At 49.1% G+C, this 26,994-nt stretch carries 27 protein-coding genes and 2 pseudogenes; 26 read left to right on the top strand and 3 right to left on the bottom strand.

The annotated features are described in order from the left end of the window. The first annotated feature begins 1 nt into the window (after position 1). The 19 genes and pseudogenes from pxpB to rbr all read left to right on the top strand — a co-directional run bounded on the left by pxpB (position 2) and on the right by rbr (position 17,493). Positions 2 to 748: a 5-oxoprolinase subunit PxpB gene (pxpB, locus tag TOCE_RS09280; RefSeq protein WP_013276592.1), complete on the top strand. Its 747-nt coding sequence runs from the start codon at positions 2 to 4 to the stop codon at positions 746 to 748. 17 nt (positions 749 to 765) lie between these two features. Next, positions 766 to 1,773: a 5-oxoprolinase subunit C family protein gene (locus TOCE_RS09275; RefSeq protein WP_013276591.1), complete on the top strand. Its 1,008-nt coding sequence runs from the start codon at positions 766 to 768 to the stop codon at positions 1,771 to 1,773. Positions 1,774 to 1,830: 57 nt separating this feature from the next. Beyond that, positions 1,831 to 1,983: pseudogene (locus tag TOCE_RS09270) on the top strand (D-glutamate cyclase family protein); the annotation flags it as partial. 236 nt (positions 1,984 to 2,219) lie between these two features. Continuing rightward, positions 2,220 to 3,338, top strand: coding sequence for an alanine racemase (locus TOCE_RS09265; RefSeq protein ID WP_013276590.1), 1,119 nt, complete (start codon positions 2,220 to 2,222; stop codon positions 3,336 to 3,338). 76 nt (positions 3,339 to 3,414) lie between these two features. Continuing rightward, entirely contained in the window at positions 3,415 to 3,741 is a 327-nt protein-coding gene (locus TOCE_RS09260) for a DUF3870 domain-containing protein (RefSeq protein WP_013276589.1), read from the top strand. A 146-nt stretch (positions 3,742 to 3,887) separates the two neighbouring features. Beyond that, a complete protein-coding gene (scpC, locus tag TOCE_RS09255; RefSeq protein ID WP_041424221.1) occupies positions 3,888 to 5,387 on the top strand; it encodes a succinyl-CoA:acetate CoA-transferase ScpC in 1,500 nt (499 codons plus the stop codon). Between the two features lie 90 nt (positions 5,388 to 5,477). Continuing rightward, positions 5,478 to 6,587, top strand: coding sequence for an aspartate-alanine antiporter-like transporter (locus TOCE_RS09250; RefSeq protein WP_013276587.1), 1,110 nt, complete (start codon positions 5,478 to 5,480; stop codon positions 6,585 to 6,587). Between the two features lie 213 nt (positions 6,588 to 6,800). After that, positions 6,801 to 8,480, top strand: a complete 1,680-nt coding sequence (locus TOCE_RS09245; RefSeq protein WP_013276586.1) for an acyl-CoA mutase large subunit family protein — start codon at positions 6,801 to 6,803, stop codon at positions 8,478 to 8,480. A gap of 15 nt (positions 8,481 to 8,495) precedes the next feature. Further along, positions 8,496 to 8,912, top strand: a complete 417-nt coding sequence (icmB, locus tag TOCE_RS09240; protein ID WP_013276585.1) for a coenzyme B12-dependent isobutyryl CoA mutase small subunit — start codon at positions 8,496 to 8,498, stop codon at positions 8,910 to 8,912. Next, a complete protein-coding gene (gene mce / locus TOCE_RS09235) occupies positions 8,909 to 9,310 on the top strand; it encodes a methylmalonyl-CoA epimerase (RefSeq protein ID WP_013276584.1) in 402 nt (133 codons plus the stop codon). Before icmB ends, mce begins: the two co-directional genes overlap by 4 nt. A gap of 18 nt (positions 9,311 to 9,328) precedes the next feature. Next, positions 9,329 to 10,882 (top strand): acyl-CoA carboxylase subunit beta, encoded by a 1,554-nt coding sequence (locus TOCE_RS09230; protein ID WP_013275993.1) that lies wholly within the window; start codon positions 9,329 to 9,331, stop codon positions 10,880 to 10,882. A gap of 20 nt (positions 10,883 to 10,902) precedes the next feature. Beyond that, positions 10,903 to 11,253, top strand: coding sequence for an OadG family transporter subunit (locus TOCE_RS09225; protein WP_013276583.1), 351 nt, complete (start codon positions 10,903 to 10,905; stop codon positions 11,251 to 11,253). A 24-nt stretch (positions 11,254 to 11,277) separates the two neighbouring features. Next, positions 11,278 to 11,670: a biotin/lipoyl-containing protein gene (locus TOCE_RS09220; RefSeq protein ID WP_013276582.1), complete on the top strand. Its 393-nt coding sequence runs from the start codon at positions 11,278 to 11,280 to the stop codon at positions 11,668 to 11,670. A gap of 27 nt (positions 11,671 to 11,697) precedes the next feature. Then, positions 11,698 to 12,813, top strand: a complete 1,116-nt coding sequence (locus TOCE_RS09215; protein WP_013276581.1) for a sodium ion-translocating decarboxylase subunit beta — start codon at positions 11,698 to 11,700, stop codon at positions 12,811 to 12,813. Positions 12,814 to 12,941: 128 nt separating this feature from the next. Next, positions 12,942 to 14,168 (top strand): annotated as a pseudogene (locus TOCE_RS09210) (NAD(P)-dependent malic enzyme). Next, positions 14,168 to 15,013, top strand: coding sequence for a fumarate hydratase (locus TOCE_RS09205; RefSeq protein WP_041424220.1), 846 nt, complete (start codon positions 14,168 to 14,170; stop codon positions 15,011 to 15,013). The pseudogene TOCE_RS09210 and the gene TOCE_RS09205 overlap by 1 nt, the downstream one beginning before the upstream one ends. 13 nt (positions 15,014 to 15,026) lie before the next feature. Further along, a complete protein-coding gene (locus tag TOCE_RS09200) occupies positions 15,027 to 15,581 on the top strand; it encodes a Fe-S-containing hydro-lyase (RefSeq protein WP_013276578.1) in 555 nt (184 codons plus the stop codon). A gap of 276 nt (positions 15,582 to 15,857) precedes the next feature. Then, positions 15,858 to 16,826 carry a slipin family protein gene (locus tag TOCE_RS09195; RefSeq protein ID WP_013276577.1) on the top strand — a complete coding sequence of 323 codons (969 nt, stop codon included), beginning with the start codon at positions 15,858 to 15,860 and terminating at the stop codon, positions 16,824 to 16,826. Positions 16,827 to 16,956: 130 nt separating this feature from the next. After that, on the top strand, positions 16,957 to 17,493 hold the full coding sequence (gene rbr / locus TOCE_RS09190) for a rubrerythrin (protein ID WP_013276576.1): 537 nt from the start codon (positions 16,957 to 16,959) through the stop codon (positions 17,491 to 17,493). Positions 17,494 to 17,554: 61 nt separating this feature from the next. Here the strand turns inward: rbr and TOCE_RS09185 are convergent, their stop codons facing one another. Further along, positions 17,555 to 17,755, bottom strand: coding sequence for a DUF6485 family protein (locus TOCE_RS09185; RefSeq protein WP_013276575.1), 201 nt, complete (start codon positions 17,753 to 17,755; stop codon positions 17,555 to 17,557). 164 nt (positions 17,756 to 17,919) lie between these two features. On the opposite strand from TOCE_RS09185, the gene TOCE_RS09180 reads away from it, so the two are divergent. The 7 genes from TOCE_RS09180 to TOCE_RS09150 all read left to right on the top strand — a co-directional run bounded on the left by TOCE_RS09180 (position 17,920) and on the right by TOCE_RS09150 (position 24,983). Beyond that, entirely contained in the window at positions 17,920 to 19,050 is a 1,131-nt protein-coding gene (locus tag TOCE_RS09180) for an MFS transporter (protein WP_013276574.1), read from the top strand. Positions 19,051 to 19,150: 100 nt separating this feature from the next. Next, positions 19,151 to 19,702: an HD domain-containing protein gene (locus TOCE_RS09175; RefSeq protein WP_013276573.1), complete on the top strand. Its 552-nt coding sequence runs from the start codon at positions 19,151 to 19,153 to the stop codon at positions 19,700 to 19,702. Between the two features lie 20 nt (positions 19,703 to 19,722). Continuing rightward, positions 19,723 to 21,840: a ribonuclease R gene (gene rnr / locus TOCE_RS09170; protein ID WP_013276572.1), complete on the top strand. Its 2,118-nt coding sequence runs from the start codon at positions 19,723 to 19,725 to the stop codon at positions 21,838 to 21,840. 10 nt (positions 21,841 to 21,850) lie between these two features. Next, the gene (gene smpB / locus TOCE_RS09165; RefSeq protein WP_013276571.1) at positions 21,851 to 22,318 is read left to right on the top strand and encodes an SsrA-binding protein SmpB; all 468 of its coding nucleotides are present in this window, start codon (positions 21,851 to 21,853) and stop codon (positions 22,316 to 22,318) included. A 136-nt stretch (positions 22,319 to 22,454) separates the two neighbouring features. Beyond that, the gene (locus tag TOCE_RS09160) at positions 22,455 to 22,652 is read left to right on the top strand and encodes a MoaD/ThiS family protein (RefSeq protein WP_013276570.1); all 198 of its coding nucleotides are present in this window, start codon (positions 22,455 to 22,457) and stop codon (positions 22,650 to 22,652) included. A 15-nt stretch (positions 22,653 to 22,667) separates the two neighbouring features. Next, positions 22,668 to 23,618 carry a PP-loop family protein gene (locus TOCE_RS09155; RefSeq protein ID WP_013276569.1) on the top strand — a complete coding sequence of 317 codons (951 nt, stop codon included), beginning with the start codon at positions 22,668 to 22,670 and terminating at the stop codon, positions 23,616 to 23,618. Between the two features lie 183 nt (positions 23,619 to 23,801). Beyond that, the gene (locus TOCE_RS09150) at positions 23,802 to 24,983 is read left to right on the top strand and encodes an MFS transporter (RefSeq protein WP_013276568.1); all 1,182 of its coding nucleotides are present in this window, start codon (positions 23,802 to 23,804) and stop codon (positions 24,981 to 24,983) included. A 216-nt stretch (positions 24,984 to 25,199) separates the two neighbouring features. On the opposite strand, the gene TOCE_RS09145 is transcribed toward TOCE_RS09150, so the two are convergent. Together TOCE_RS09145 and TOCE_RS09140 are read right to left on the bottom strand one after the other, a co-directional pair. Continuing rightward, positions 25,200 to 25,700 carry a DUF4411 family protein gene (locus TOCE_RS09145; RefSeq protein WP_013276567.1) on the bottom strand — a complete coding sequence of 167 codons (501 nt, stop codon included), beginning with the start codon at positions 25,698 to 25,700 and terminating at the stop codon, positions 25,200 to 25,202. Continuing rightward, positions 25,697 to 26,854 (bottom strand): ImmA/IrrE family metallo-endopeptidase, encoded by a 1,158-nt coding sequence (locus TOCE_RS09140; protein ID WP_013276566.1) that lies wholly within the window; start codon positions 26,852 to 26,854, stop codon positions 25,697 to 25,699. Before TOCE_RS09140 ends, TOCE_RS09145 begins: the two co-directional genes overlap by 4 nt. Positions 26,855 to 26,994 lie beyond the last annotated feature (140 nt).

Raw genomic sequence — 26,994 nt, 5'->3', positions numbered from 1 at the left:
GATGTACGATAAACCCAGAATCTTACTCGCCGGAGATACGGCCATCGTTGTTGAATACGGGGATGAGATATCTGAAGAGTGCAACAGCATGGTGCTTAATATATACAATTTTCTAAAAAGGTGCAATGTTGACGGGGTAGTTTCAATGATCCCCACCTACCGGTCGCTCCTCATTAAGTACAACCCTCTAAAAATCGGTTTCGAAGAACTGGTGGAATGCGTAAAAAAGGCCGATATGGAAGAAAGCGGGAGTTTATTTAAACCGAGGGTGATTGAGATTCCTGTGGCCTATGGTGGGGAATTTGGACCAGACCTGGATTTCGTGGCGGAATATCATAATATGACTCCGGAGGAAATAATAGAAATTCACATGGAGCCCCTCTATCGCATATACATGCTGGGGTTTACCATGGGTTTTGCTTACCTGGGCGGCATGTCTGAGAAAATAGCCACTCCCAGGCTCGAGACACCCCGCGAAAAGATTGAGGCTGGTTCGGTTGGCATCGCCGGCGGCCAGACGGGTATCTATCCGCTGGATAGCCCGGGCGGGTGGAGGTTGATAGGAAGAACACCGGTAAAACTTTACGACCCGAGGAGGGAAAACCCCATTTTGCTGGAAGCCGGCAACTACATAAAATTCGTCAGAATAAGTCCAGAAGAATACCACAAAATCGGGGAAGAAGTTGAGAGAGGGACTTATAATATTAAAACTTACGAATATGAGACTTACGCTGGCAAAAACTCCTGAACAGGAGGAGAATAAAAATGGCAACTTTCAGAGTATTGCAACCCGGACTTTTTACTACAATACAGGATCTGGGAAGGTATGGATATGAAAGCCAGGGTGTTCCCACATCGGGGGCCATGGATGAATTCGCTTTTAGAGTAGGCAATATTCTGCTCGGAAATGAAGAAAATGCGCCCGCCCTTGAGATCACGATAATAGGCCCTACGCTGGAAGTACTGGAAGACACGGTTGTGGCGGTAACCGGGGCCGACTTGAACGTCGAAGTCAACGGGAAAAGGAGAACGGTATGGTCGTCCTTTCCGGTGAGGAGGGGGGACATATTATCCCTTGGTCCGGTAAGTTCGGGGTGCCGCGCATACCTTGCTGTTTGCGGAGGTTTTTCGGCCGATACAGTAATGGGCAGTGCATCCACCTATACCAGGGGAAAGCTGGGCGGACTGGAAGGCAGACCTTTAAAAAGGGGGGACGTGCTCTCCAGAGCCAGGGGTGGATTAATAAACAAATTCTACAGGGTGGCGGATAAGTACATTCCCTCTTACGGAGCTGAAGCCGAAATAAGGGTTATCCCTGGCCCTCAGGACGATTGTTTTGACCGGGAGGCTTTCGAGCTGTTTTTGAATTCAACTTATACCGTTACAAAAGACTCGGACAGAATGGGTTATAGGCTTGAAGGTCCGGAAATAAGAGCAAAATTAAAGCACGACATAATCACCGACGGCATTTTACCCGGAGCCGTCCAGGTGCCTGGAAACGGCAAGCCCATAGTGATGCTGAAGGATGCCCAGACCACAGGAGGGTATACCAAAATTGCGACCTGTATATGGGTGGATCTATCAAAACTCGCCCAGCTGAAACCGGGGGACAGACTTCAGTTCAAGGCAGTGGATTTAAAGCAGGCCCACGAGGCGCTAAGAGAGAGGGAAAGGCTTATTAAGGAGATTAAGGCTTCATTGAAAACTATAAAATATTTCGATGTGAAGGTCAGCGGCAGAACATATGACGTCATCATGGAGGATTTGGAGTGATAGTTTACGGGAGGCGGGGATATAATGGAAAAAATGACGGCCCGGGAGGCCAGGATGATGGAAATAAGAGACGATGAGGTGCCAGTCTTCTGGGCTTGTGGAGTAACGCCTCAGGCGGTAGCCCTAGAATCGAAGCCGGAGATTATGATAACTCATTCACCGGGTCATATGTTTATAACCGACATTAGAGACGAACAGCTGGCTGTATAATAATTTGTGTGATATGGTCTTGGTTGAAAGACCTTTCATTGGCGGGACGAAAAATGTGCGGCCGTGTGTGGTTTGTATGTCACTAGCGACCGCATATTTGTTACCCGGTCTCCTGCTAAAGATTAACGGCAATGTACATGACTTAGCAGCGTCAAAATGATAATATGATAAAGGAACTGGAAAAAAGATTAGAGCCATTAACCTCTAATTATTAAAATGCTTAGGAGGTTTCCGGTATGAAAATTTACGACCTGCCCACCCCGGTATTCCTGGTGGACCTGGATGTTCTGGAACAAAATATCAAAGAGACGGCCGACATTGTCAAAACTTACGGCAAGCGACTGTGGCCGATGGTTAAGACCCATAAGAGCACCGAAATAGCCGCGATGCAGAAGGCGGCCGGTGCAGAAGGTTTCCTGGTGGGTACCCTGCTGGAGGCGGAAAGGCTGGTAGAAAAAGGCTTCAACGATATCATGCTGGCATACCCGGTGGCGGGAAGGCAAAACCTGAAGAGGGTTATCCGGTTGGCCCAAAAGGCGCGTATCATCCTGAGCATAGACTGCGTGGAAGTTGCGAGGGAGATCAACTCAGCCCTTGAGGAAAACGGTGTAGAGCTTGAATACCTCATTATAATAGACAGCGGCCTCAGGAGGTTTGGAGTCCTGCCGGAAGACGCGGCCGGGCTTGCGCGGGAATTGGCCGCCTTGAAAACCCTGAAGCTGGTCGGAATTGCCACCCACCCCGGCCACGTTTACGGCGCAAGCGGGCCCGAAAAGGTAGATGAAATAGCTCGCCAGGAAGTGGATGCTCTGAGGACTGCCGCCGGCATTCTAGAAAAGGAAGGCTTTAAAGTGGAAATCGTCGCGACGGGCAGCACCCCCACCTTCCGCTATGCCGTAAAGGACGAGAGGATAAACGTGCTCAGGCCCGGAAACTACGTGTTTTACGACGTCATCCAGGCCTCGCTGGGGGTTGTCCCCCTCGAAAAGTGTTCCCTCACCGTCATGGGAACCGTGATCTCGCGCCCCAGGCCGGGTAACATGATCCTTGACGTGGGCAGCAAGTGTTTAGGCCTTGACCGGGGAGCTCACGGAATTTCCCTGATGAAGGGTTTCGGCGCCGTTGCAGGCCATCCCGAACTGACTTTAGTCAGCCTGTCGGAGGAAGTGGCCAAGGTGGAGGTCGAAGGGGAAACGTCATTGAAGGTAGGGGATCGGGTTAGGATAATTCCTAACCACGCGTGCGCAGCCTGCAATATGGCCGGTTACCTGGTGGGCTGCAGGGGTGAAGAAGTGGAGAGGGTAATCGAGGTTGACATGAGAAACGGCACGCGGAAACCAAAAATTTTTATCTAAAAGAAGGATTGAGAGATTTTTCGTCGAATTATTAAATAAAAACACTAGTGCAATTAATCACATAAAGGGGGCTGCGATGGGAAACGTACCCGAACATGAAATCATCGTAACGGGATACGCGAAGCTCCCCGGTGAAACCACCGCGCAGAGGCTGTATACCGTAGTAGGAGTCACCCTATTGGTCGATACCAAGACTTCGAACATAATGGATGCGGATATTACGCTGGCGACAAACGTGGCTAGGGACTTTTTCAAAAGGGCGGTGGTTGGGGGGAATATGGAAAACTTCGATAGCATATTGAAAGTATTTGAAAACCAGTACTGGGGAACAGCTAAAAAATCAATTATTACAGCTCTTAAGATATGCCTGATGAAGTATAAGGAATATCTGAAAAAAAAATAAATACTGATAAGGCCATTTATCTGTAACGGTGAAAAGACCTTTCGCCGGAAAAGCGGATAATGTGCGGCCGTAGGTGGCATTTCATGCCACCGCGGCCGCATTTTTATTTTTGGAAAATAATGAATAACTTTTACGGGGTGATAAAGATGAAGGCCTCCAGTGAAAGACTTCGGTCAAGAAGCCTTGAGGCCAAAATCATGACGGCCGAAGAGGCTGCATCCCTCATCAAAGACGGGATGATCGTCGGCACCAGCGGTTTTACGCCGGCCGGGTACCCCAAGGAGGTTCCGATGGCCCTGGCGAAACGGGCTGAGAAGGAAAACCTAAGGATAACTCTATATACCGGTGCCTCGGTGGGTGATGAGCTGGACGGGACCCTTGCCAGGGCTGGTGCCATAACCAAGAGAATACCCTACCAGACCAATGACAGTATTAGGAAAGGTATTAATTCGGGCCAGATCGAGTTTGTGGACCTTCACCTGAGCCATATGCCCCAAATGATTAGGTACGGCTTTCTGGGCAAGCTCGACGTAGCCATAGTTGAGGCCGTAGCTATTCGGGAAGATGGAGGCATAGTACCGGCTACCTCGGTGGGCAATACCCCCGTTTTCATAGAGATGGCAGAAAAAGTAATAGTTGAGCTGAACGAAAGCCAACCCCTAGAATTGGAAGGAATGCACGATATCTATACGCCGGAGAATCCACCTCACCGCAAACCGATACCCATTACTAAGACTGCCGACAGGATAGGCACCACTTATATACCCTGCAATCCCGAAAAAATTGCCGCGATTGTCCTGACCAGCAGGAAGGACAGTGTAAGACCCCTTGCTCCTGTTAACGAGTGTTCCCGAAAAATTTCCGAGCACCTCATCGAATTCTTAGACCATGAAGTCAAAAGGGGCAGGCTTCCCAAAAAGCTGCTGCCGCTGCAGTCGGGTGTCGGGAATATTGCCAACGCCGTGCTGAAAGGCCTTGTGGATTCTCCATTTGAAGGGCTCGAGTTTTATTCGGAGGTTATCCAGGATGCGGTGTTCGACCTGCTGGACAGCGGCAAGATGACCATAGCTTCCGGCACATCTGTTACTCCTTCGGAAGAAGGGCTTGAAAGATTCTATAAAAATATTAATTTCTACAGGGATAAGATCATACTCAGACCTCAGGAGATAAGCAACAATCCCGAAGTGATCCGCCGCCTGGGGATCATAGCCATGAATACAGCTATTGAGGTTGACATATACGGCCACGTTAATTCAACCCATATAATGGGCACCAAAATGATGAACGGTATAGGAGGTTCCGGCGATTTCGCCAGGAACGCCTATTTATCAATTTTCGCAACCCCGTCCACCGCCAAAGACGGTGCAATCTCCTGTATAGTTCCGAAAGTATCCCACGTGGACCACACCGAGCACGACGTAATGGTAGTGGTTACCGAACAAGGCTTGGCCGACCTCAGGGGACTGAGCCCCAGGGAAAGGGCCAGGGAAATCATACAAAAATGTGCCCATCCTGACTACAGGGACGCCCTTATGGAATATTACAAAAAAGCGGTGGATCTATCGGGTTCCGCCCATACGCCGCATATCCTCGAGGAAGCATTATCCTGGCACATAAACTTTTTGCAAAAAGGGAGGATGATATAAAAGACCTTTATTCCACTAAAAATTTCGGGAGGGATATTTCTGGACGCATTTATCAAGAGTGTAACAGGGAATAAATTCTTCATCCTGTTCGTGGCTACCGCTCTCGGCCTGATGATTGGAAGAATAAAGATCAAAGGTATTAGCCTGGAGACTTCCGGTGCGCTTTTCGTGGGTCTCGTCTTTGGGGCTTTAGGCTACAAGGTCGACAATGTGCTCTTCACCTTCAGCCTTGTGCTGTTCGTTTCGGCCGTAGGTCTGCTGGCGGCAAAGGACATAGGAAAGGTAATAAAGCTTTACGGACTGAAGTTCGTCATGCTGGGGATAATAATCACCTTTGCCGGAGCCTTCGCTACTTATATTCTCACTTTAATGTACCAGGGAAGTCTGGATCCCTACCTGGTATCCGGGACCTATACCGGTGCCCTAACCAGTTCGCCGGGCCTTGCCGCGGCGCTGGAGGCCACCAACAACAACCCGAATATAACCATTGGGCATGCCGTGGCATACCCCTTCGGCGTACTAGTTGTAATACTTTTCGTACATCTGGCTCCGATAATCTTCAGGATAGATGTAAAGAAGGAGCTTGAAAGGTATAGGATTGAAATGGGGCGGGGTGAGTCCGCCGATAAGTCCGAAGGTCAAGAAGCGAAGGAAAAGTTTAATCTGCTGAGTTACTGCATCATTCTTGCCATCGGTATTATCATAGGCAGCATTCCGATTAAATTACCGGGCATCGCAACACCCGTAAAACTGGAGACCACGGGTGGCGTCCTTATATCCGCACTTTTGCTGGGCTATTTTAGAAAGATAGGGCCGTTGAGCACCCGTATGCCCAAGGAAGTGCTGGCCTCTTTTAGAGAACTGGGCCTTGCCTTCTTCCTTGCTATCGTAGGTATCGAGAGCGGAGCAGGCGTTATGGAAGTGGTAAAGCAGTCCGGCGTCAGCTTGATGGTAATCGGGTTTTTAGCGGGGGTTTTCGCCGCACTGGTCGGATTCCTGATCGGCAGGTATATCTGGAAGATAAACTGGATACTCCTGGCCGGTGCTATATGCGGTGGTATGACCAGTACGCCGGGTCTCGGAGCGGCCATCGACGCCACCGGTACCGATGAGGTTGCCACCGGTTACGGCGCGACCTATCCGATAGCGCTTCTCTTCATGGTAATATGGACCATACTGCTCCACACGATACTCGGTTAATTTGGTCAGAATTCCTCGCTGAGCCGTTTCAGCCCACGCCGTGAATTTCGGCGGTTAACTTAGTTTTTCCCGGCATCCCGATTGCACTACTGGAGACTTCCGGCAGTTTTCTATGACCCATCCCTCCCGCTCCGGACAAATTCGCGTCGGTCGTTACGGGGTGCCGGGGATTTTTCTAAATCTTTATATTTATAAATATGGAGGTATTGGCAGATGTTTAACCAGGAATCCCTCAAAAAACTTGAACAAGAAAAGACAAGATGGGAAAGTACAACAGTAGACAAAGTCATAAAAAAGACTCCAGAGAGGCATGAAAAATTCTACACCGGCTCCAACTTAGAAGTGGACCGCCTGTATACACCATTAGATGTACAAGAACTAGACTATATGAAAGACCTGGGTTTTCCCGGTGAATACCCTTACACCAGGGGAATTCAGCCCACAATGTATAGAGGCCGCTTCTGGACCATGAGGCAGTATGCGGGCTTTGGCACCGCTGAAGAATCCAACGAAAGATATAAATATCTCCTGTCCCAGGGACAGACAGGCTTGAGTGTGGCTTTCGACCTGCCCACCCAGATAGGCTACGACTCTGACCATCCCCTAGCTCAAGGTGAAGTGGGCAAAGTAGGCGTAGCCATCGACTCGCTGAAAGACATGGAGATACTGTTTGACGGCATACCCCTGGATCAGGTCAGCACATCCATGACCATAAACGCTCCTGCTTCGGTACTTCTTGCCATGTATATAGCTGTGGCGGAAAAACAGGGAGTGAGCGCCGACAAACTATCGGGGACCATCCAGAACGACATACTGAAAGAATACGTGGCGCGGGGCACCTATATATTCCCGCCGGAGCCATCCATGAGGCTCATCACCAACATCTTTGAATTCTGCTCCAAGCACGTGCCAAAATGGAACACCATAAGCATAAGCGGCTACCACATAAGGGAAGCGGGAGCCACGGCGGTACAGGAAGTGGCCTTCACCTTGGCCAACGGTATAGCCTACGTAGAAGCCGCAATAAAAGCTGGCCTTGACGTCGACGAATTTGCTCCGAGACTTTCCTTCTTCTTCAACGCCCACAACGACCTGCTGGAAGAAGTGGCCAAATTCAGAGCAGCGAGGAGACTGTGGGCCCGTATAATGAAAGAACGTTTCAAAGCCAAAAACCCGAAATCAATGATGCTGCGCTTCCACACCCAGACCGGTGGGTCCACCCTTACCGCTCAGCAGCCGGACAACAACATAGTAAGGGTAACCATCCAGGCTCTGGCAGCAGTGCTGGGAGGCACCCAATCGCTGCACACCAACTCAAGAGACGAAGCACTGGCTTTACCGACCGAAGAATCCGTGAGAATAGCTCTGAGGACCCAGCAGATAATAGCTTACGAAAGCGGAGTAACGGAGACAATAGATCCGCTTGCTGGTTCCTACTATGTAGAACACCTCACAAACCTCATAGAACAAAAAGCCATGGAATATATACAAAAAATCGACGAACTTGGAGGCGCCCCGAAGGCCATAGAAAAAGGCTACATCCAGCAGGAAATCCAAGACAGCGCCTACAGATACCAGCAGGAAATCGAATCGGGCCGCAGGATAGTAGTGGGAGTAAACAAATTCCAGATAGAAGAAGAACCGCCGAAGAACCTCCTAAAAGTAAATCCGGAAGTCGAAAAAATACAGAAAAAGAAACTCGAAACACTGAGGGCAACCAGGGACAACATAGCCGTCCAAAACGCACTGGAGGAACTCTCCAAAAAAGCTGCCACCGATGAAAACCTCATGCCGAGCATAATAAACTGCGTAAAGGCGTATGCCACTCTGGGTGAAATATGCGACACCCTGCGCCGGGTATTCGGCGAATACAAGGCTACCGTAACCTTTTAACGAGGGGTGAAAAAAATGCAGGAAACAAAGACGATAAGAGTATTGATAGCAAAACCGGGCCTTGACGGCCATGACCGTGGAGCAAAAGTAATAGCCAGGGCTTTGAGAGACGCGGGGATGGAAGTAATCTACACCGGACTTCGCCAGACTCCTGAACAGATAGTAGAAGCCGCCATCCAGGAAGACGTAGACGTAATAGGGCTTTCGATACTGTCCGGAGCCCACAACGTGCTCTTCCCCAGGGTAATAGAACTTTTGAGGGAAAAGGGAGCCGATGATATCCTGGTAGTTGGCGGAGGTGTAATACCCCACGATGACATTCCTTACCTGAAGGAGTGCGGCATAGCAGAGATATTTACCCCGGGCACACCTATTTCTCAAATAGTGGAGTTTATAAAAAACAAACTGAGCGCGGGAGGTAAAAAGCAATGAAGACCCTGAAAATAGACCACATAGGTGTAGCCGTAAAGAGCATAGAAGAGGCGTCGAAAATATACACCGAACTTTTAGGGCTTGAAATGCACGGCGTGGAAGAGGTGGCGGAGCAGAAAGTAAAAGTAGCCTTCATACCGGTAGGAGAAAGCGAAGTGGAACTTCTTGAATCCACCGACCCCGAAGGCCCTATCGCACGGTTCATAGAGAAAAACGGCGAGGGGATACAGCACATAGCCTTCCGGGTGGACGATATTGAAAAAGCTCTGGAAGAGCTCAAGCAAAAGGGTGTAAGGCTAATCGATGAAAAACCCAGATACGGTGCAGGGGGAGCGAAAATCGCCTTCATCCATCCCAAAGCTACGAAAGGCGTGCTCATAGAACTTTGCGAGAGATAAAGGAGAGTGAAAGGGCAAATGGAGACCATGGAGCAAAAACTCGAGATACTGAGGAAAAAGAGAAATGAAGTCCAGCTCGGTGGCGGCGAGGGTAAGATAAAAAAACAGCACGAGAGCGGTAAACTCACCGCCCGGGAGAGGATCGAAAAACTCCTGGATGAAGGAAGCTTTGTAGAAATCGACGCTTTTGTAGAACACCGCTGCATAGAGTTTGACATGGCAGATACGAAAGCACCGGGCGAGGGAGTCGTCACCGGCTACGGCACCGTAAACGGAAGACTCGTATTTGTCTTTGCCCAGGACTTCACCGTAATAGGCGGTTCCTTAGGAGAAATGCATGCCGCAAAAATATGCAAAATAATGGACATGGCCATGAAAATGGGTGCTCCCGTCATAGGCCTCAACGACTCAGGGGGAGCCAGGATCCAGGAAGGCGTCGACGCCTTAAAAGGCTACGGCGACATATTCTACAGGAACACCATAGCATCCGGCGTCATACCCCAGATATCGGTAATTCTTGGGCCCTGCGCCGGCGGCGCCGTATATTCTCCGGCCCTCACCGACTTCATATTCATGGTGGACGGCATAAGCAAAATGTTCATAACCGGCCCCCAGGTAATAAAAGCCGTAACTGGCGAAGAAGTGAGCCCCGAAGAACTGGGTGGCGGCCTTGCTCACAACACAAAAAGCGGCGTTGCCCACTTTTTAGCGGCAAACGAAGAAGAGTGCATCGAGAGCATAAAGAAACTGCTCTCATATATACCGTCGAACAACCTGGAAGACCCACCGTATGTCGAACCCAAAGACGAAGCCTTTAAAATAATAGAAGAATTGAACAGTCTTGTGCCAGCAGACCCCAACAGACCCTACGACATGAAAGAAGTCATCAAAAAGATAGTGGACGGCGGCGACTTCTTCGAAGTGCAGCCTCACTTTGCTCAGAACATGATAACCGGCTTTGCGAGAATTAACGGCAGAAGCGTGGGTATCCTGGCCAACCAGCCCAAAGTCCTTGCAGGCTGCCTCGACATAAACGCCTCCGACAAAGCCGCAAGATTCGTGCGCTTTTGCGATGCCTTCAACGTCCCCATAATAACCTTCACCGACACTCCGGGTTATCTGCCCGGTGTAACGCAGGAGCACAACGGCATCATAAGGCACGGCGCAAAACTCCTTTACGCCTACTCCGAAGCAACCGTGCCCAAGATAACGGTGATAGTGAGGAAGGCCTACGGCGGAGCGTATATAGCCATGTGCTCCAAACACCTGGGAGCCGACCAGGTATTTGCCTGGCCTACCGCCGAAATAGCCGTAATGGGCCCTGAAGGAGCGGCCAACATCATATTCAGAAAAGAAATCGAACAGTCTAAAGATCCTGCTGCCACCAGGAAAGAGAAGATCGAAGAATACCGGAATAAATTCGCAACACCGTATCAAGCCGCCAAAAGAGGCTACATCGACGACGTAATAGAACCCTCCACAACCAGAGTAAAGCTAATAAGCGCTCTTGAAATGCTGGCGACAAAAAGAGAAAAGCGGCCCGCCAAGAAACACGGCAACATGCCCGTCTAAAAGAAAGGGGGATGAAAAAAATGAGCGAACTTGCAAAAGACCTTGTGGAATCCCTGAGGACCGGCGTGCTCGGTATGGGAATAACCCTCGTCTCACTATACGTGCTGTCTCTTCTATTGGACCTCATGCGGATCGTATTTAACAGGCCTGACAAAAATGAACCCGAAAACCTGTCAGGCCCGGCACAGGAAGAAATGGTGATTAAGGAAGAAACAGAAGAAGGCGAAGAGGAACTTGTGGCCGTCATAACGGCCGCTCTTTCGGCATACCTTCAAAAACCCGCTGACCGGATAAAAATAGGGTTAATTAGGAGAATCCATCAAACGACCCCAATCTGGGGTATGGAATCAAGGCTGAATCCAATGGAGTAAAAATCAAAAGAAAGGGGAAATACCATGAAAAAATACAGGATCACGGTAAACGAAAAAGTCTACGAAGTTGAAGTGGAAGAAATAGGAGGTGAAGAAATAAAGGCCCCTGCTCCCAAGAAAGAAGCGGCTCCGGCGCCCAAAGCCGAAGCCCCCAAAGCGGCACCAACCCCTGCAAAGGCACCTAAAAAAGCCGCTGCTGCCGGAAAACTCACCGTAAACGCCCCAATGCCCGGCACAATTCTTTCGATAAAGGCAAAACCGGGCTCGAGTGTCAAAAAAGGCCAGGTAATAATGATCCTTGAAGCCATGAAAATGGAAAACGAAATCCTCGCACCCCAGGACGGCACCGTTCTTTCCATAGAAGTAAGCGAAGGGGCTTCCGTCAATACCGGTGATATTTTGGCTGTAATGGAATAAAACCAAAAAGCAGGGAGGAGAAACAAATTGCTCGACCAGATAATAAACTTTATTGAATCCACCGGCTACTTTAACGTCACGCTGCCCCAGCTCATAATGATAATCATAGCCTTTGTGCTCATGTATCTTGCAATAGTAAAAAAATACGAGCCGCTGCTTTTAGTGCCCATAAGCTTTGGCGTGCTTCTTGCCAACATACCCGTGGCGGGCCTCATGGAACCGGGCGGATTTTTATACTGGATATACCAGGGAGTGAAACTCGGCGTATTCCCGCCCCTCATATTCCTGGGGGTTGGCGCCATGACCGACTTCGGCCCCTTAATAGCAAACCCGAAAAGTCTCCTTTTGGGAGCCGCAGCCCAGCTAGGTATTTTCGCTACATTCCTGGGGGCAACACTTTTGGGGTTTGACGTAAAAGAAGCCGCTTCCATAGGCATAATAGGCGGAGCCGACGGCCCCACGGCCATATTCCTGACAAGCAAACTCGCCCCTCACCTTCTCGGTGCCGTGGCGATAGCCGCATACTCCTACATGGCCCTGGTGCCCGTAATACAGCCCCCCATAATGCGCCTTCTGACCACCAAAAAAGAGCGCACCGTAGTGATGGAACAATTAAGGCCCGTATCAAAGACCGAAAAAATAATATTCCCGATAATAGTAACGGTTCTTGCAAGCTTTTTAGTGCCCCCCGCCACGGCGCTCATCGGCTGCCTCATGCTGGGCAACCTCTTCAGAGAATGCGGCGTAGTAGATAGGCTCACCAAGACCGCCCAGAACGAATTGATAAACATAATAACCATATTTATAGGACTTACCGTAGGAGCCACCGCCAGCGCCGATAAATTCTTAAGGATCCAGACTATACAAATTATAATTCTCGGTATGATAGCCTTTGCGTTTGGCACTGCGGGCGGAGTGCTTTTCGGCAAGCTGATGTATCTTTTGACCGGCGGCAAGGTAAACCCCTTAATAGGCTCTGCCGGAGTGTCGGCGGTACCCATGGCTGCCCGAGTGTCTCAGAAAGTGGCCCAGGAAGAGATGCCCGGCAACTTTATACTGATGCACGCCATGGGTCCCAATGTAGCTGGCGTCATAGGGTCTGCCATAGCAGCAGGCGTGTTGCTTTCGCTGTACGGGGGTTAATAAAAGCCGCTCCATTTTGGGGCGGCTTTTTTACGATGAGCATGACATGGCGGGTTCAAAATGGTAATATGAAAGTATAAGAGAAACCGAAAAAGGATGAACTTTAGACTTACTGTGAGGTGTGTAACGTGAATTTAAGAGAAGAAGCCCTCAAGCTCCATGAGGAAAACCGCGGGAAGATCGAGGTTGTATCGAAGGTTCCGCTGAGGGATTTCAGGCATTTAAGCCTGGCGTACACCCCGGGAGTTGCCGAACCGTGTAAAGAGATAAAGCAGAATCGGGAACTGGTTTACAGGTATACGTGCAAGGGACGTGTTGTGGCCGTCGTGACCGATGGCTCCGCCGTGCTCGGCCTTGGCAACATCGGCCCCGAAGCCGGTATGCCGGTAATGGAAGGGAAAGCTCTTTTATTTAAGACCTTTGCCGGAGTAGACGCCTTCCCCATATGCCTTGCCACCCAGGATGTGGACGAGATCGTGGGTGCCGTTAAAAACATTGCCCCAACCTTCGGCGGCATAAATCTGGAAGATATTTCAGCGCCCCGCTGTTTCGAGATCGAAAGGCGGCTTAAACAGGAACTGGACATACCGGTTTTTCACGATGACCAGCACGGCACGGCCATCGTAGTGCTGGCGGGTGTGCTCAACGCCCTGAAGATAGTGGGCAAGGATATGGCGAAAGTGCGTTTTGTTATAAATGGTGCCGGAGCGGCGGGGGTAGCTATAGCGAAGCTGCTTTTGAGGGCCGGAGCTGGCGATGTGGTTGTATGCGACCGCAGGGGCGTGATTTACCTGGGCAGAGAAGGTATGGACTGGAGCAAGGAAGAGCTGGCCCGGATCACCAACAGAAGCGGTATTAAAGGGGATTTGAAGGAGGCAATGGAGGGCAGCGATGTATTCATAGGCGTGTCCGCCGCGGGTGTGGTGACGCGGGATATGGTGGCAAGTATGGCGAAGGACCCGGTGGTGTTTGCCATGGCCAACCCGGTGCCGGAAATTTTCCCCGATGAGGCTAAGGCCGGTGGAGCCAAGGTGGTGGGAACGGGCAGGTCCGACTTTCCCAACCAGATAAACAACGTTCTGGCCTTCCCGGGGATTTTCAGGGGAGCCCTTGAGGTGAGGGCTAAAGACATAAACGAAGAGATGAAGCTGGCAGCCGCCCACGCCATTGCATCGCTGGTGGCTCCTGAATAACTGTCACCCGATTGCTGCATACCTTCGGCCTTAGACAGGAGGGTGGCCGCTTATGTTGCCTGCGAGGTGGCGAAAGCCGCGATGAATTCCGGGATAGCCCGGATTGCCGTTGACGCGGAGCAGCTGAGAGAATCGATGCTTAGTGAGGTGCGAAATCTTTGATGAGGGAGATTAGAGCCGAATTAATTAAGGAAACCGTGAAAGACCTCTTTATGAAGGCCAATTACTTTGCCGGCGAAGATCTAGTGTGTAAATTTAAAGAGGCAAAGAAAAAAGAGGAGTCGCCGATCGGAAAATCCGTGCTGGACCAGATCATCCAAAACGCCGAGATTGCGGCTAGGGAACGAATAGCCCTATGCCAGGACACCGGGATGGCGGTGCTATTCGTGGAGCTGGGGCAGGACGTGCGCATAGCCGGCGACGACTTCAATGAAGCTGTGAACGCCGGAGTAAGGGAAGCTTACGAGCAGGGCTACCTCAGAAAGTCGGTGGTGGATGATCCCCTCTTCGATAGGAAAAACACCGGGGACAACACGCCGGCCGTCGTACACCTGGAGATTGTGAAGGGGGACAGAATAAAATTCATCGCCGTTCCCAAGGGGTTCGGCAGCGAAAACATGAGCTCTATAAAGATGCTGACTCCCGCTGAAGGAGTAAAAGGCGTAAAGGATTTCGTGGTGGGCAGCGTGCTGAAAGCAGGTCCAAATCCCTGCCCGCCGGTAGTAGTGGGAGTGGGGATCGGAGGCACCATGGAAAAAGCCGCCTTGCTTGCGAAAAAAGCTCTAACAAGGCCTTTGGACCGGCGCCACCCGGACGAAAGGTATGCCCAGCTTGAAAGTGAAATCCTCAACCTGATAAACTCGTCAGGTATAGGTCCCGGTGGTCTTGGTGGAAGGACGACAGCGTTGGCCGTGAACATTGAGTATTTCCCGACCCATATAGCAGGCCTGCCCGTGGCTGTAAATATAAGCTGCCATGCCTATCGCCACGCGCAAGCCACGATTTAAGGGGGAATAAAGCATGGGTGATGCTATTAGAATCAATACTCCTGTTACTTCTGAACAGTTGAAGATACTGAAGGCGGGTGACAGCGTGCTTATAAGCGGGGTGATCTATACTGCCAGGGATGCAGCCCACAAGAGGCTGGTCCAACTGATGAAAGAGGGCAAGGACCTCCCGGTGAATTTAAACGGCCAGATAATTTACTACGTCGGGCCGGCCCCTGCAAAGCCCGGTTATGCGGCGGGGCCTGCAGGACCCACTACCAGCGGCAGGATGGATCCCTATACGGTACCGCTGCTGGAAAGGGGCCTAAAAGGTATGATAGGGAAGGGCATCAGATCGGCGGAAGTTATAGAAGCCATGAAGAAATACGGCGCCGTTTACTTCGGCGCCGTGGGCGGAGCCGCAGCTTTGATATCGCGAAGTATAAAAAAAGTTGAAGTAGTGGCCTTTGAGGACCTGGGCACGGAAGCCATCCACCGCTTTTACGTGGAAGATTTTCCGGCGATCGTGATAATCGATTCCGAAGGCAATAATTTATATGAAATCGAGCCTCCCAAATACAGGCGCTGAAAGCAGTATAATACCGCCGATTTTTGCTGCTTTTGGCGGGCTTTTCGTAAAAAAGCCCCTCCTAGCGATAAATTATGGCGTAAAATCGGATATACTAATATAGAAAAAATAAATGTTACTTGGATAGGGCGCTTTGAAAAATAAGGTTGTGTTTTTAATATGCTGGGGAAAGATGATATAGTAAAGAGGTAAATATAAAATATAGAATATAAAATATAGCATGAATTAAAAAAAGAATATATAATAAAAAATGAATATCTAAGGGGAGGCTTTTTTATGGATTTCGGTTTTTATCGGGTTGAAAATCTTTTTAGAACCGCCAATTTTGTAATAGTGCTGCTCGAAGTGCTGCTCGTAGTGCTCTGGATAGGTTTTGCTGTAAATTCAAAGAGGACGTCGGTGATCGCTTTTGTCTCGGCTATATCGGCCATAATTCTCCTTGCTTCGGTTCTGGGAGGAAATCCCGTAATATCTTTGGTGCTCCTAATTGTTCTGGTATCGCTGATGGCAAATACGATAAGGGTCGTCAACGAGTACCAGAGGGGGGTGCTGCTCAGGTTCGGTAAATTTGCATACGTGGTAGGCCCGGGAATTAACGTAATCATGCCTTTCGGGATAGACCGCCTGCTGGTGGTCGATCTGAGGACCGCTACGATAGACGTGCCGAGGCAGGAGATAATCACAAAAGACAACATACCGGTGATGATCGACGCGGTGGTCTACTTCAACGTATTCCAGCCGGAGCTTGCAGTGCTGAAGGTGCAGAACTACTTTAACGCCACCAGCCTGCTCGCACAGACTATTTTAAGGGCAATCCTCGGGAAGTATGACCTGGATGATATTCTGGCGAAGAGGCAGGAACTAAACGAGATGCTGAGGGAGGAACTGGACAGGGCGACAGATCCGTGGGGCGTGAAAGTTACCGCCACGGAGATAAAGTCCATAGAGCTGCCGGAAGAGATGAAGAGGGCTATGGCCAAACAGGCTGAGGCGGAGAGGGAACGTCGGGCTAAGATAATAAGAGCCGAAGGTGAACTTCAGGCTGCGGAAAAACTTTCGGAAGCGGCCAGCATAATCTCGCGAAACGCCGGCGCTTTGCAACTGAGGCAGCTTCAAACCCTGACCGAAATAGCGGTGGAGAGAAATTCCACTATAATATTCCCCCTCCCGCTGGAGATAATGAAATTTTTCGTTACAAACAGCGAAATAAAAGGGAGTTCGGGTAATTCCGAGAATATAGGTTAAACAACCCCAATGCCGTATTCAACAACTATTGCTGAAATTTTTTTTTATCACTCGCAGGAAAATATGAGAAAATGTAGTATAATAATATAATGTAAATAGCAATTATTACTAATAAGGGGGTCATACGATAATGAACTTAAAAGGCACCAGAACGGAAAAAAATCTGATGGAAGCATTTGCCGGTGAATCTCAGGCACGCAATAAGTATACTTACTTCGCATCAGTAGCAAAGAAGGAAGGATATGATCAGATTGCCGCCATTTTCCTGGAAACGGCGGAAAATGAAAAGGAACATGCGAAAGTTTGGGCTAAATACCTGGGCTTGATCGGTGATACGGCGAAAAACCTGGAAGAGGCTGCCAGCGGTGAGAACTACGAGTGGACTACAATGTACAAGGAATTCGCAAAAGTCGCAAGAGAAGAAGGATTCATCGAAATCGCCGAGCACTTTGAGAGGGTGGCGGAGGTGGAAGCTGCCCACGAAGCCAGGTACCGCAAGCTGCTTGCCAGACTGCAGGAAGGTACGCTTTTCAAACGACCGACGCCCATAAAGTGGCGTTGCCGGAATTGCGGATATATATACGACGGCACCGAGGCTCCCGAAAAGTGTCCGGCCTGCGACCATCCGAAAGGATTCTACGAGCCGCTTGTTGATGATTTAAACTAACCGGGGATTAGAACCCCGGTTTTTTCATGTAAAAAGATAGATGCCGGGTTCAAGCCCAGCATCAGAATTTGCCCTCATAATCTCTTATAAATCTCTCGATAGACCTGTCGTAAGTCTTTTCGGTTTCGCTGGAAAAATAACAGGCCGGGAGTTCACCGTTTCTCCTGTGGTAGTGCAGGCACTCACAGCAGCGGCCCTTGCGGGAACAGGGCTCATAGGTGCACGTACAGATGATTTTATTTTTTGTTAGAGTGCATTCCAAAACTGATCACCTCCACTTAAAAATTTTAATCCCGTTATGTTTGATAAATCAAGGTACTGCTTTAATAAGAAATAAATATGCTACAATGTATTTGAGATTGCCTTAACCCCTTGATGCGGGAAGAGTGCGGAGAAAGTTTGACTACAGGATGGAGGGATCGAGGTATGTTTAATATAATCCTGCTCGGCATCACGAGCCTTCTCACCGACATCAGCAGCGAAATGGTTTATCCATTGCTGCCCATCTTCCTCACCACCAGGCTGGGAGCCACCCCGCTGGTCGTCGGCACCATCGAGGGAATTGCCGAGAGCCTGGCGTGTTTGCTTAAAGTGTTTTCGGGGTATTTTTCCGACAGGGCAAGCCTCCGCAAGCCCTTTGCTATAGCAGGGTACGCCGCTTCCACCTTGGGAAAGATTTTCCTTTATACAGCCGCTTCCTGGCCGGTGGTACTGGCAGGGCGGGTGGTCGACAGGTTCGGCAAGGGCATCAGAACCGCCCCTCGCGACGCCCTAATATCCGAATCGTCTTCCGAGGGTGCCCGAGGCAGGGCTTTTGGGCTTCACAGGACTATGGATACCCTTGGAGCGGCGATAGGAGTGCTGCTGGCCTATTACTTCTTAACCAGGGCACATGTTGATTTCCGCCAGATATTCCTCTATTCCCTGGTTCCAGCGTTTATAGGCGTCCTTGCTTTATTTTTCGTGCGGGAAAAGGGGGTGGTCGAAGAGAGGAAAGAATGGCCATCCCTCAACTGGAACGCTCTGGACCGCCGGTTGAAATCCTTCCTGATCCTGATGTTCGTATTCAACCTTGGCAATTCATCAAACCAGTTCCTGCTCCTTAAAGCCAAAAACGTGGGATTCGACGCAAAAACAATACTGCTGCTTTACCTTACATACAACCTGGTGTATAACATCGTATCCTATCCAGCGGGAGCTATATCCGACCGCATAGGCAGGAAGGTCATGATAGTGGCGGGATATCTGATTTACGGTTTTGTATACTTCGGATTCGCCCTGGCAAGCACGCCCGTTTCCATATGGGTGCTTTTTGCCGCTTACGGACTTTACACGGCTTTTACAGAAGGCGTGGAGAAGGCCTTTATATCCGATATAGCCCCGGAAAACGTAAGGGGTACTATGATAGGGCTTCATGCCACTTTAGTGGGCATCGGCCTTTTACCCGCCTCGCTCATAGCGGGAGCCCTGTGGAATGCTTTTGGAGCATCGGCGCCCTTTTACTTTGGAGGATTCATGGGGATTCTTGCCGCAGTTGGTATATGGCTTTTGATATAGGACTCAGCGGAAGGCAGTACCCCGGAAACTTGCCAAAATTTATATTAAGGGGTACAATAAATGCAAAAAGACTGGGAAAAACTATGAAGGAGTGGTTTTTTTGACCAGAGATGAAGCTCTGGAACTGGTAAAGAAAAACGTCTCCAACAAAAACCTGGTAAAGCACATGATCGCCGCCGAGGCGGTAATGAGGAGGCTTGCCAGGCACTTCGGCGAGGATGAGGAAAAGTGGGGCCTCACGGGCCTCTTGCACGATGTGGACTTTGACCGGGTAAAGGACGACCTTTCAAAGCACAGCCTGGTGGGCGGGCAGATGGCTAGGGAATGGGGGCTCGACGAAGAAGTGGCCCACGCCATAGAAGCGCACAACGAAGCGCACGGCATAGAGCGAAACACCCTTCTTTCAAAGGCCATGTTTGCCGTCGACCCTTTAACCGGGCTCATCGTTGCCTCCGCCCTGATTCATCCGGAAAAAAAGCTTTCGGCCATAGATACCCAGTTTGTAATAAACCGCTTTTACGAAAAATCTTTTGCAAGGGGTGCAAGCCGCGAAAAAATAGCTACCTGTTCGGAGCTGAAACTTAGCCTGGAGGAGTTCATTTCGATGGCTCTGGAAGCCATGCAGGAGATTCACGAAGAACTGGGGCTATAATTTGATTCAGGGAGGAGATTATGGATCTAAAAGAAAGAATCCTTGACCTGATGAAAAGCGAAGGGTACAGGCCCATGACCGAGGCAGAGATCTTTACGGCTCTGGACCTGGAGCTGAGGGATGCGGACCAGCTGCTGAAAACCCTCCAGTTCATGGAAAAGGAAGGCCTTGTCGTTAAAAACCGGAAGGGAAGGTACGGGGTGCCCGAACGGATGAACCTGGTGGTGGGGCGGCTGGAGGGCAACCCGAAGGGATACGCTTTCTTGATCCCTGACAACCCCGACATCGAGGATATATACATCGGGCTTGAAAACCTCAATGGCGCGGTCCACGGGGACAGGGTCATAGTGCGCTCTATATTTAAGCCCACGGGCGGCAGAGTCGAAGGTGAAGTTGTCCGGATACTCAAGAGGGCATCCACCCGGATCGTAGGGACCCTGGAACGCGGGAAACACTTTGCCTTCGTAACCCCCGATGATAAAAGGTTTTATTACGATATCTTCATACCCAAAGATGAAATGGCCGGGGCAAAATCGGGACAGAAGGTCGTGGTCGGTATAACGAAATGGCCCGAGGGCCGGCGCAACCCCGAAGGCCGCGTTATCGAGATACTGGGTTACGAGGACGAGCCGGGTGTAGACATACTGTCAGTTATAAAAAAGTACAACCTACCCCTGGAATTCCCTGAAAAAGTGCTCCGGCAGGCCGAACAAATACCAGATGAAATCACCGATGAGGACCTGGCAGGGAGGCTTGACCTCAGAGACGAGAAAATAGTAACCATAGACGGAGAGGACGCCAAGGACCTGGATGACGCGGTATCGGTCCGGCGCATCCCCGGCGGCTACAGGCTGGGTGTGCACATCGCCGATGTGAGTTACTACGTAAAGGAGAAGACGCCCCTTGATATAGAGGCCATGAAGAGAGGATGCAGCGTGTACCTGGTGGACAGGGTAATACCGATGCTGCCTCCCAAGCTCTCCAACGGCATCTGTAGCCTCAACCCCAGGGTGCCCCGCCTCACCATGAGCGTAATAATCGATTTCGACGATAAGGCCCATGTAAAAAGCTATCAAATAACTCCCAGCATCATAAAGACCTGCGAACGGATGACCTATACGGCCGTGAACAAAATACTTGAGGATAACGACAAAGAGACCATAAAGCGGTACGAATATTTGGTAGATGACTTCAAGCTCATGGCGGAACTGGCGGCAAAATTGACCAGGAAGCGTTTTGAGCGGGGCAGCCTGGATTTCAATTTCGAGGAGGCAAAGGTGATACTCGACGAAGACGGACGGCCTTTGGACATAGTGAGAGAGAGAAGGGGCGTTGGAGAAAGGATCATTGAGGAATTCATGCTGGCGGCCAATGAGGTCATAGCCGAGCATATGTACTGGCTAAAAGTTCCATTTGTCTACAGGGTACACGAACTGCCCGATAGGGAAAAGATATACGCCCTGCAGGAATTTCTTTACAACCTGGGGTATTCCATAAAGGGCGTGAAAAACATCAAGCCCAAGGCATTACAGCAGATCATTGAGGCAGTCAAGGGAAAACCGGAAGAGCGGGTGGTGAACACGGTTCTCCTGAGGTCCCTGAAAAGGGCGCGCTACAGCGAGGAAAACCTGGGGCACTTCGGCCTTGCCGCCCACTATTACACCCATTTCACGTCACCCATCCGCCGCTATCCCGACCTGATAATACACCGTATTCTCAGGGATCAGCTGGTGGGAAAGCTGGACGAAAAGCGCCAGGAACAGTTGAACGAAGTGCTGGGCAGGATTGCAAAACATTCTTCCGAAAGGGAGCGCATTGCCGAAGAAGCCGAAAGGGAAACGGTAGAGCTGAAAATGGCCGAGTATATGGCCGGGAGAATAGGCAAGGTTTATCCTGGAATCATTTCCAGCGTGACCCCCTTCGGGTTTTTTGTGGAGCTGGAAAATACCGTGGAAGGCCTGGTTCACGTAAGCACCCTGGAAGACGATTTCTACCACTTTGACGATAAAACCATCACCCTTAGGGGGGAGCGGACGAACAAAGTTTTCAGGATAGGCAATAGGGTAAAGGTAAAGGTCATCAAGGTGAATAAAAATGACAGGCAAATAGACTTTGCCCTTGAGGAGAAACTGGATTAGGGGGGGTATTATGCGGGAAAAAAAATCCCGGGACCTGGTTACCAACCGGAAAGCCCGCCACGACTACCACATAATAGAGACTTATGAGGCGGGTATAGTGCTGGCCGGCACCGAGGTAAAGTCCTTAAGGGAAGGTAAGGCCAATTTAAAGGACAGTTTCGCCCGGGTTGAAAAAGGAGAACTGTACCTTTACAATATGCACATAAGCCCTTACGAGAAGGGAAATATATTCAACAAGGACCCGCTGAGGCCCCGAAAGCTGCTCATGCACCGCCGGGAGATAGACCGGCTCTACGGACTGGTGAAGGAGAAAGGTGTTACCCTGGTGCCCCTGAGGGTGTATTTGAACGAAAGGGGCCTGGTAAAGGTTGAGCTGGCAGTGGCCAAGGGTAAGACCCTATACGATAAAAGGGAGGATATCAAGCGCAGGGACGCCGAGCGGGAAATGGAAAAGGCCTTCAAGGAGTACAATAGATGACTACAAAGCACCGGCTAAGGTGCTTTTTTAAGTTCTCGCTTGACATGGCGGTTGTCTAATATTAACTTATTAATGGGTGCCCTCGACGGCACCTATTAAAAAGACGGAAAATGTAACCTGACGGGAGGAAATTACCATGAAGGTTATTTTTCGAATGCCTTTCAAGAGAGAAGTAGAAGTTAAGGGTATAAAGACGGTAAGACAGCTGGCCGAAGAGCTCAAATTCAGCCTGGAATCCCACCTGGTGCTCAGGGACGGGAAAATGCTCACGCCCGACGAAGCGCTCAAGGAGGACGACGTGGTTGAAGTGCTCTCTGCGATATCCGGAGGATAAAGGAGGGGATGTTGTATGCGCTGCCGCCGCTGCGGTGATAAGGCGGAAATATACCTGAAAAGACACAACGCGGCTTTCTGCAGCGATTGCTTTCAGGTTTACTACTCGGAACAGGTGCGCCGGAATATAAGGCGGGAAAAGATGTTCGGCCCCAAAGATCGGGTGCTGGTCGTAGTATCCGGCGGGAAGGACAGCATGGCCCTATGGCACATATTGCTAAAAGAGGGTTACGACGTCACTGCCATGTATATTAACCTGGGAATAGGCGACTATTCGGAAAGGTCCCAGGAGGTCGTCGAGCGGTTTTCTGAAGAACATGAGGCTCCCCTGATAGTAAAGAACATCGAAAAAGAGTACGGCTTAAACATCCCATGGTTAGCCCGGGAAATCCGCCGCAGCACCTGTTCCCTATGCGGCACGATAAAAAGGTACCTTTTCAACAAAGTGGCTCTGGACGAAGGATTCGACGTGGTGGCCACCGGACACAACCTGGACGACGAGGCAGCTACTCTTCTCGGAAACGTGCTGAGCTGGCAGGAAGGGTACCTGGCCCGGCAATCGCCGGTGCTTCCCAGTACCCACCCCAAACTGGTAAAGAAGGTAAAACCCCTGTTTACCCTGACGGAAAGGGAAAACCTGGCGTATGTATTATTCAACGGCATCAGTTTCATCCATGAAGAATGCCCTCATGCGCTGGGCGCCAGTTCCATACTGTATAAGGAAGTGCTGAATAAACTGGAAGAGGCGAGTCCCGGTACCAAGCAGCGGTTTCTTACCAACTTTTTGAAGAAAGGAAGAAAAAATTTTGAAGCCTGCTCCGAAACTCCGGACCTGCGCGAGTGCAGCATCTGCGGCCAGGTGACCACCGCCGAAGTCTGTTCCTTCTGCCGGCTGAGGCAGATGGCGGAAAAGAAAAAAATGAAGGCAGATTCGCAGCCGCAGAAAGATGAGAACCTGGAGCAGTGAAAAAGGAATTTATTATATAAAAAGTATAGCTTAAAAAATTTTGTTGTTATATAATTTAATCGATAAGCTTTTTTAAGGAGAGGTACCATGGCGCTGATTTGATGTACACCACAATTTTGCAGGTTCTAAAGGCCTCCTGCGGGAGGTCTTTTCGGCATGCAATTTTCAGGAGGTGTACATCAAATGAATAGGCGAAATTACTTTTTAATGTGCGCCATCGTATTTCTCCAGGGATTCGTATTTTACGGGCCCATAGCCACCGTGTACAGGCAGGCTAGGGGACTTTCAATGTATGATATATTTTTAATCGAATCGGTTTCACTGGTATTGATGATAATGTTGGAAATTCCCTGGGGATGGTTTGCTGATAGGTTTGGTTACAAGCTGACCCTGGTAATTTCCAACTTTTTGTTTTTCTTGTCCAAGATAATTTTCTACAAGGCAGGCTCTTTCGAGTTATTCTTGCTGGAGAGGATAATCCTCGCCCTTTCGATCTCCGGCATTTCGGGGTGCGATATTGCATTGCTTTATGATTCTATCGATAAAGAGCAGTCGGAAAAATATTTCGGGAGATACGAGACGGCTGCTACGCTGGGATTTTTCCTGGCATCGATGGTATCCACCGCCGTAGTCGGGGTATCGATGGACATGGCCGCTCTACTTACTATTTTTCCTTACGCGATTGCATGGGTATTGACGTTGTTCCTTCAGGAGACCGGGCGCAGAACCGGAAATAAACCGGTCCTTTTATCCAGCCTCAAAAGTGCGTTTAGAGACTTGCGGATGTTGCTGCTCGTCATAGCCGCGGCGCTGGTTACCCAGGTCAACCACTCCGCGACGGTCTTTTTAAATCAGGTTCAATATATGAAAAGCGGCATTGACCCAAAGTACTTCGGCATAATCATGGCAGGGATGCAGCTTTCGCCGGTGTTTTCGGCAAAAACATACACCATTACCGGGAAGTTGGGCCAGGGGATGGCTATGAAGCTGCTGTTCGGCGCCATTGCCGCCAGTTGTTTTATCCTTTCCCGCACGAGTCATCCTGCTGTCAGCGTTGTTTTCATCGCAGTTATAGGAGCAAGTTATTCACTGTCCCGGCCGATATTGCTGGATATACAAAATAGATCCATAACCACCACCGACAGGGCTACCTTTTTATCGATCTACTCTATGATAATCAACGTAATATGCGCTGTCATAAACCTCATCGTGGGCCGGGCTGCGGACGTTTCCATTGAGACAGCCTTTATCGTCTGCGGTATTGCTGCCGCGACGGCGTTTTTCTTGATCAACGCATATTTTAACTTTCCAGCCGGGAAGTCATCTCATGTAAAAGATGGATTGAAAGGCGGGAATTCCTGCTGAAAAAACAACTGCGAAGAAAGAAACATCTCACGCAAGGTGGAGAGCATGGGGGAAATTAATTAATTCTTCGATGGAAAATCTTTTACTTGATACTTATGTAAAAATCTATTAGCTTTTCGGTAATAAGCAGATGCAAGAAAACCACCTTTAATTGATAGATATTGATAATATTCATATTAATGAGTACTTATAAATATTTACATTTTTAACGAAATTTCAACGAAACTGAACACCTAATCTACGGAGCATTTCAAATGTATTTGTATAAGGAACATTGAATGCATTACAAACATTCGGAATTTGAACTTTATTCTTTTTTTCTGATTTTAATTGTTCATGTGTAACTACCACGAATCCCTTGGCCTTTGCATACGCAATCAACCAACCATCTGCAACGTTGGCAAATTCTTTTTTAGCCTCTTCATAAAACTGGTTCTGATTGGATACCCATTTGATAATATCCCTATAGGCTTCAATGACGTCAGTTTCTGTGGTCGGTTTACACCAAGTTTGAAACGTATTCTTTATCCATTTCGCTAGATCATCTTTTCCTCGTTCTATTTCTTTCATTACTTGATCAATAGTAATCACACGTCCGCTCTGAGCATGTGTAACCAAAGCATTCCAAAAGGCCGGCGCAATGTCAAAAGCATAGTAGAATCGTGCTGCATGTATAAAAATATTAGCATCCAAAACGTATACAGAGTTATTGGTCATAATAAACCTCCAAATCCAAGTATCTCTGCATATCGTTCAAAAGCTTTCCCATAAAGCCCTGTAAGTCGATAGGCATCGTTATAGAGAAGTTTGCCCTCTCTAACAGCACATACCACAGCTTTTGCAAAACGCCGGCCAACGCGCATATTTTGGATTGCGTAGAAGTTACCCCCTTCACTGTCTTGAGTGACAAGGCGCTCTTTAGCTTGATAGTCCTTATAAAATTCGATAAATTCTTCTTTTGTAATATATCCTAAGTCAAGGGCTCTACGGGCAACAACCAGTTCACTAACCTTAAAATGGCGAGCAAGTAACTGAAAAGGTTCAGATTCATCAGAAACGTGAATCCAAACTTCATGAAATTTATGCTCGGGAACCAAAAACTCTGCTGCAACAATATTACAAATTTTTTCAGTTTCATCATCAGCAGGTTGAAGATCCCTTAGATCAAATGCTGCACTAATACCGAACCATACGTGAGCCAATTCATGTGCTAGAGTAAACATCTGAGCAGCTTTACCGTCAGCACCATTTACAAATACTAAGGGCGCATATTCATCTATCAGAACAAAACCTCGAAATTCAGTCGGATTAAGTTTACGACGTGTATTATTTCCTACAATACTATTAACAACCACAATTATACCTATATCTTCCATCTTGATTTGCAATTTTCGTAATGCTTCAGTCCAATTACGCTGGCTTGCTGCCCATTCTTCTTCAAGTCCTAATGTGTTTCTTATATTTCGAGCCACTTGACGAGGATCATCTTCAAGTTTTGCAGAGTTGACAAAAGATAGAGGTTCTTGTCCTTCTTCGATAAGATAATCACGCATCCAATATTGGCGCAGTTTCATCATCTGAACAGTATCAATGAGTTCGGGGCTAAATGGGCGCATAGGTTGATTATTGATGGTGCGAAAATAGGGGACGGGAAGTTGCTCCACTGGTGGCTCTGGAAGAAAGAAATAACCAAGCGGAGTATATGTCGCCTTTGCTAAGTCTTCTAACTGTTTCAAAGTAGGCATACTTTCCCCGCGTAGCCACTGGGATAATTTAGGAAACTTCCGCTTTACTACAGAAGCTCTACCCGATCTCTCTAGAGCCCAGAGAAGAACAGATGTGCTTATAGCTACTTTGGCTGTTTTGGTCATGACGCCGCTACCCCCTTTCATTATAATTATATCATTTTTCAGCTTTTTGTTTTTCTTTTTGCCTTTGCAATTCATGGAAGGACATACAGATTTGTTATATTACTTAGAAGTTGTTAAAATAACATATGTTTGTGGAAAAG

The sequence above is a fragment of the Thermosediminibacter oceani DSM 16646 genome, assembly GCF_000144645.1.
Taxonomy (GTDB): Bacteria; Bacillota; Thermosediminibacteria; order Thermosediminibacterales; family Thermosediminibacteraceae; genus Thermosediminibacter; species Thermosediminibacter oceani.
Note: the sequence above shows the minus strand (reverse complement) of the source record. Positions and strands in the feature narration are given on the sequence as shown.

Bases quoted from the DNA above. Each gene is read 5' to 3' on its own strand.
- pxpB (WP_013276592.1), top strand. From the start codon at position 2: ATGTACGATAAACCCAGAATCTTACTCGCCGGAGATACGGCCATCGTT.
- TOCE_RS09275 (WP_013276591.1), top strand. From the start codon at position 766: ATGGCAACTTTCAGAGTATTGCAACCCGGACTTTTTACTACAATACAG.
- TOCE_RS09265 (WP_013276590.1), top strand. From the start codon at position 2,220: ATGAAAATTTACGACCTGCCCACCCCGGTATTCCTGGTGGACCTGGAT.
- TOCE_RS09260 (WP_013276589.1), top strand. From the start codon at position 3,415: ATGGGAAACGTACCCGAACATGAAATCATCGTAACGGGATACGCGAAG.
- scpC (WP_041424221.1), top strand. From the start codon at position 3,888: ATGAAGGCCTCCAGTGAAAGACTTCGGTCAAGAAGCCTTGAGGCCAAA.
- TOCE_RS09245 (WP_013276586.1), top strand. From the start codon at position 6,801: ATGTTTAACCAGGAATCCCTCAAAAAACTTGAACAAGAAAAGACAAGA.
- icmB (WP_013276585.1), top strand. From the start codon at position 8,496: ATGCAGGAAACAAAGACGATAAGAGTATTGATAGCAAAACCGGGCCTT.
- mce (WP_013276584.1), top strand. From the start codon at position 8,909: ATGAAGACCCTGAAAATAGACCACATAGGTGTAGCCGTAAAGAGCATA.
- TOCE_RS09230 (WP_013275993.1), top strand. From the start codon at position 9,329: ATGGAGACCATGGAGCAAAAACTCGAGATACTGAGGAAAAAGAGAAAT.
- TOCE_RS09225 (WP_013276583.1), top strand. From the start codon at position 10,903: ATGAGCGAACTTGCAAAAGACCTTGTGGAATCCCTGAGGACCGGCGTG.
- TOCE_RS09220 (WP_013276582.1), top strand. From the start codon at position 11,278: ATGAAAAAATACAGGATCACGGTAAACGAAAAAGTCTACGAAGTTGAA.
- TOCE_RS09205 (WP_041424220.1), top strand. From the start codon at position 14,168: ATGAGGGAGATTAGAGCCGAATTAATTAAGGAAACCGTGAAAGACCTC.
- TOCE_RS09200 (WP_013276578.1), top strand. From the start codon at position 15,027: ATGGGTGATGCTATTAGAATCAATACTCCTGTTACTTCTGAACAGTTG.
- TOCE_RS09195 (WP_013276577.1), top strand. From the start codon at position 15,858: ATGGATTTCGGTTTTTATCGGGTTGAAAATCTTTTTAGAACCGCCAAT.
- rbr (WP_013276576.1), top strand. From the start codon at position 16,957: ATGAACTTAAAAGGCACCAGAACGGAAAAAAATCTGATGGAAGCATTT.
- TOCE_RS09180 (WP_013276574.1), top strand. From the start codon at position 17,920: ATGTTTAATATAATCCTGCTCGGCATCACGAGCCTTCTCACCGACATC.
- rnr (WP_013276572.1), top strand. From the start codon at position 19,723: ATGGATCTAAAAGAAAGAATCCTTGACCTGATGAAAAGCGAAGGGTAC.
- smpB (WP_013276571.1), top strand. From the start codon at position 21,851: ATGCGGGAAAAAAAATCCCGGGACCTGGTTACCAACCGGAAAGCCCGC.
- TOCE_RS09160 (WP_013276570.1), top strand. From the start codon at position 22,455: ATGAAGGTTATTTTTCGAATGCCTTTCAAGAGAGAAGTAGAAGTTAAG.
- TOCE_RS09155 (WP_013276569.1), top strand. From the start codon at position 22,668: ATGCGCTGCCGCCGCTGCGGTGATAAGGCGGAAATATACCTGAAAAGA.
- TOCE_RS09150 (WP_013276568.1), top strand. From the start codon at position 23,802: ATGAATAGGCGAAATTACTTTTTAATGTGCGCCATCGTATTTCTCCAG.
- TOCE_RS09145 (WP_013276567.1), bottom strand. From the start codon at position 25,700: ATGACCAATAACTCTGTATACGTTTTGGATGCTAATATTTTTATACAT.
- TOCE_RS09140 (WP_013276566.1), bottom strand. From the start codon at position 26,854: ATGACCAAAACAGCCAAAGTAGCTATAAGCACATCTGTTCTTCTCTGG.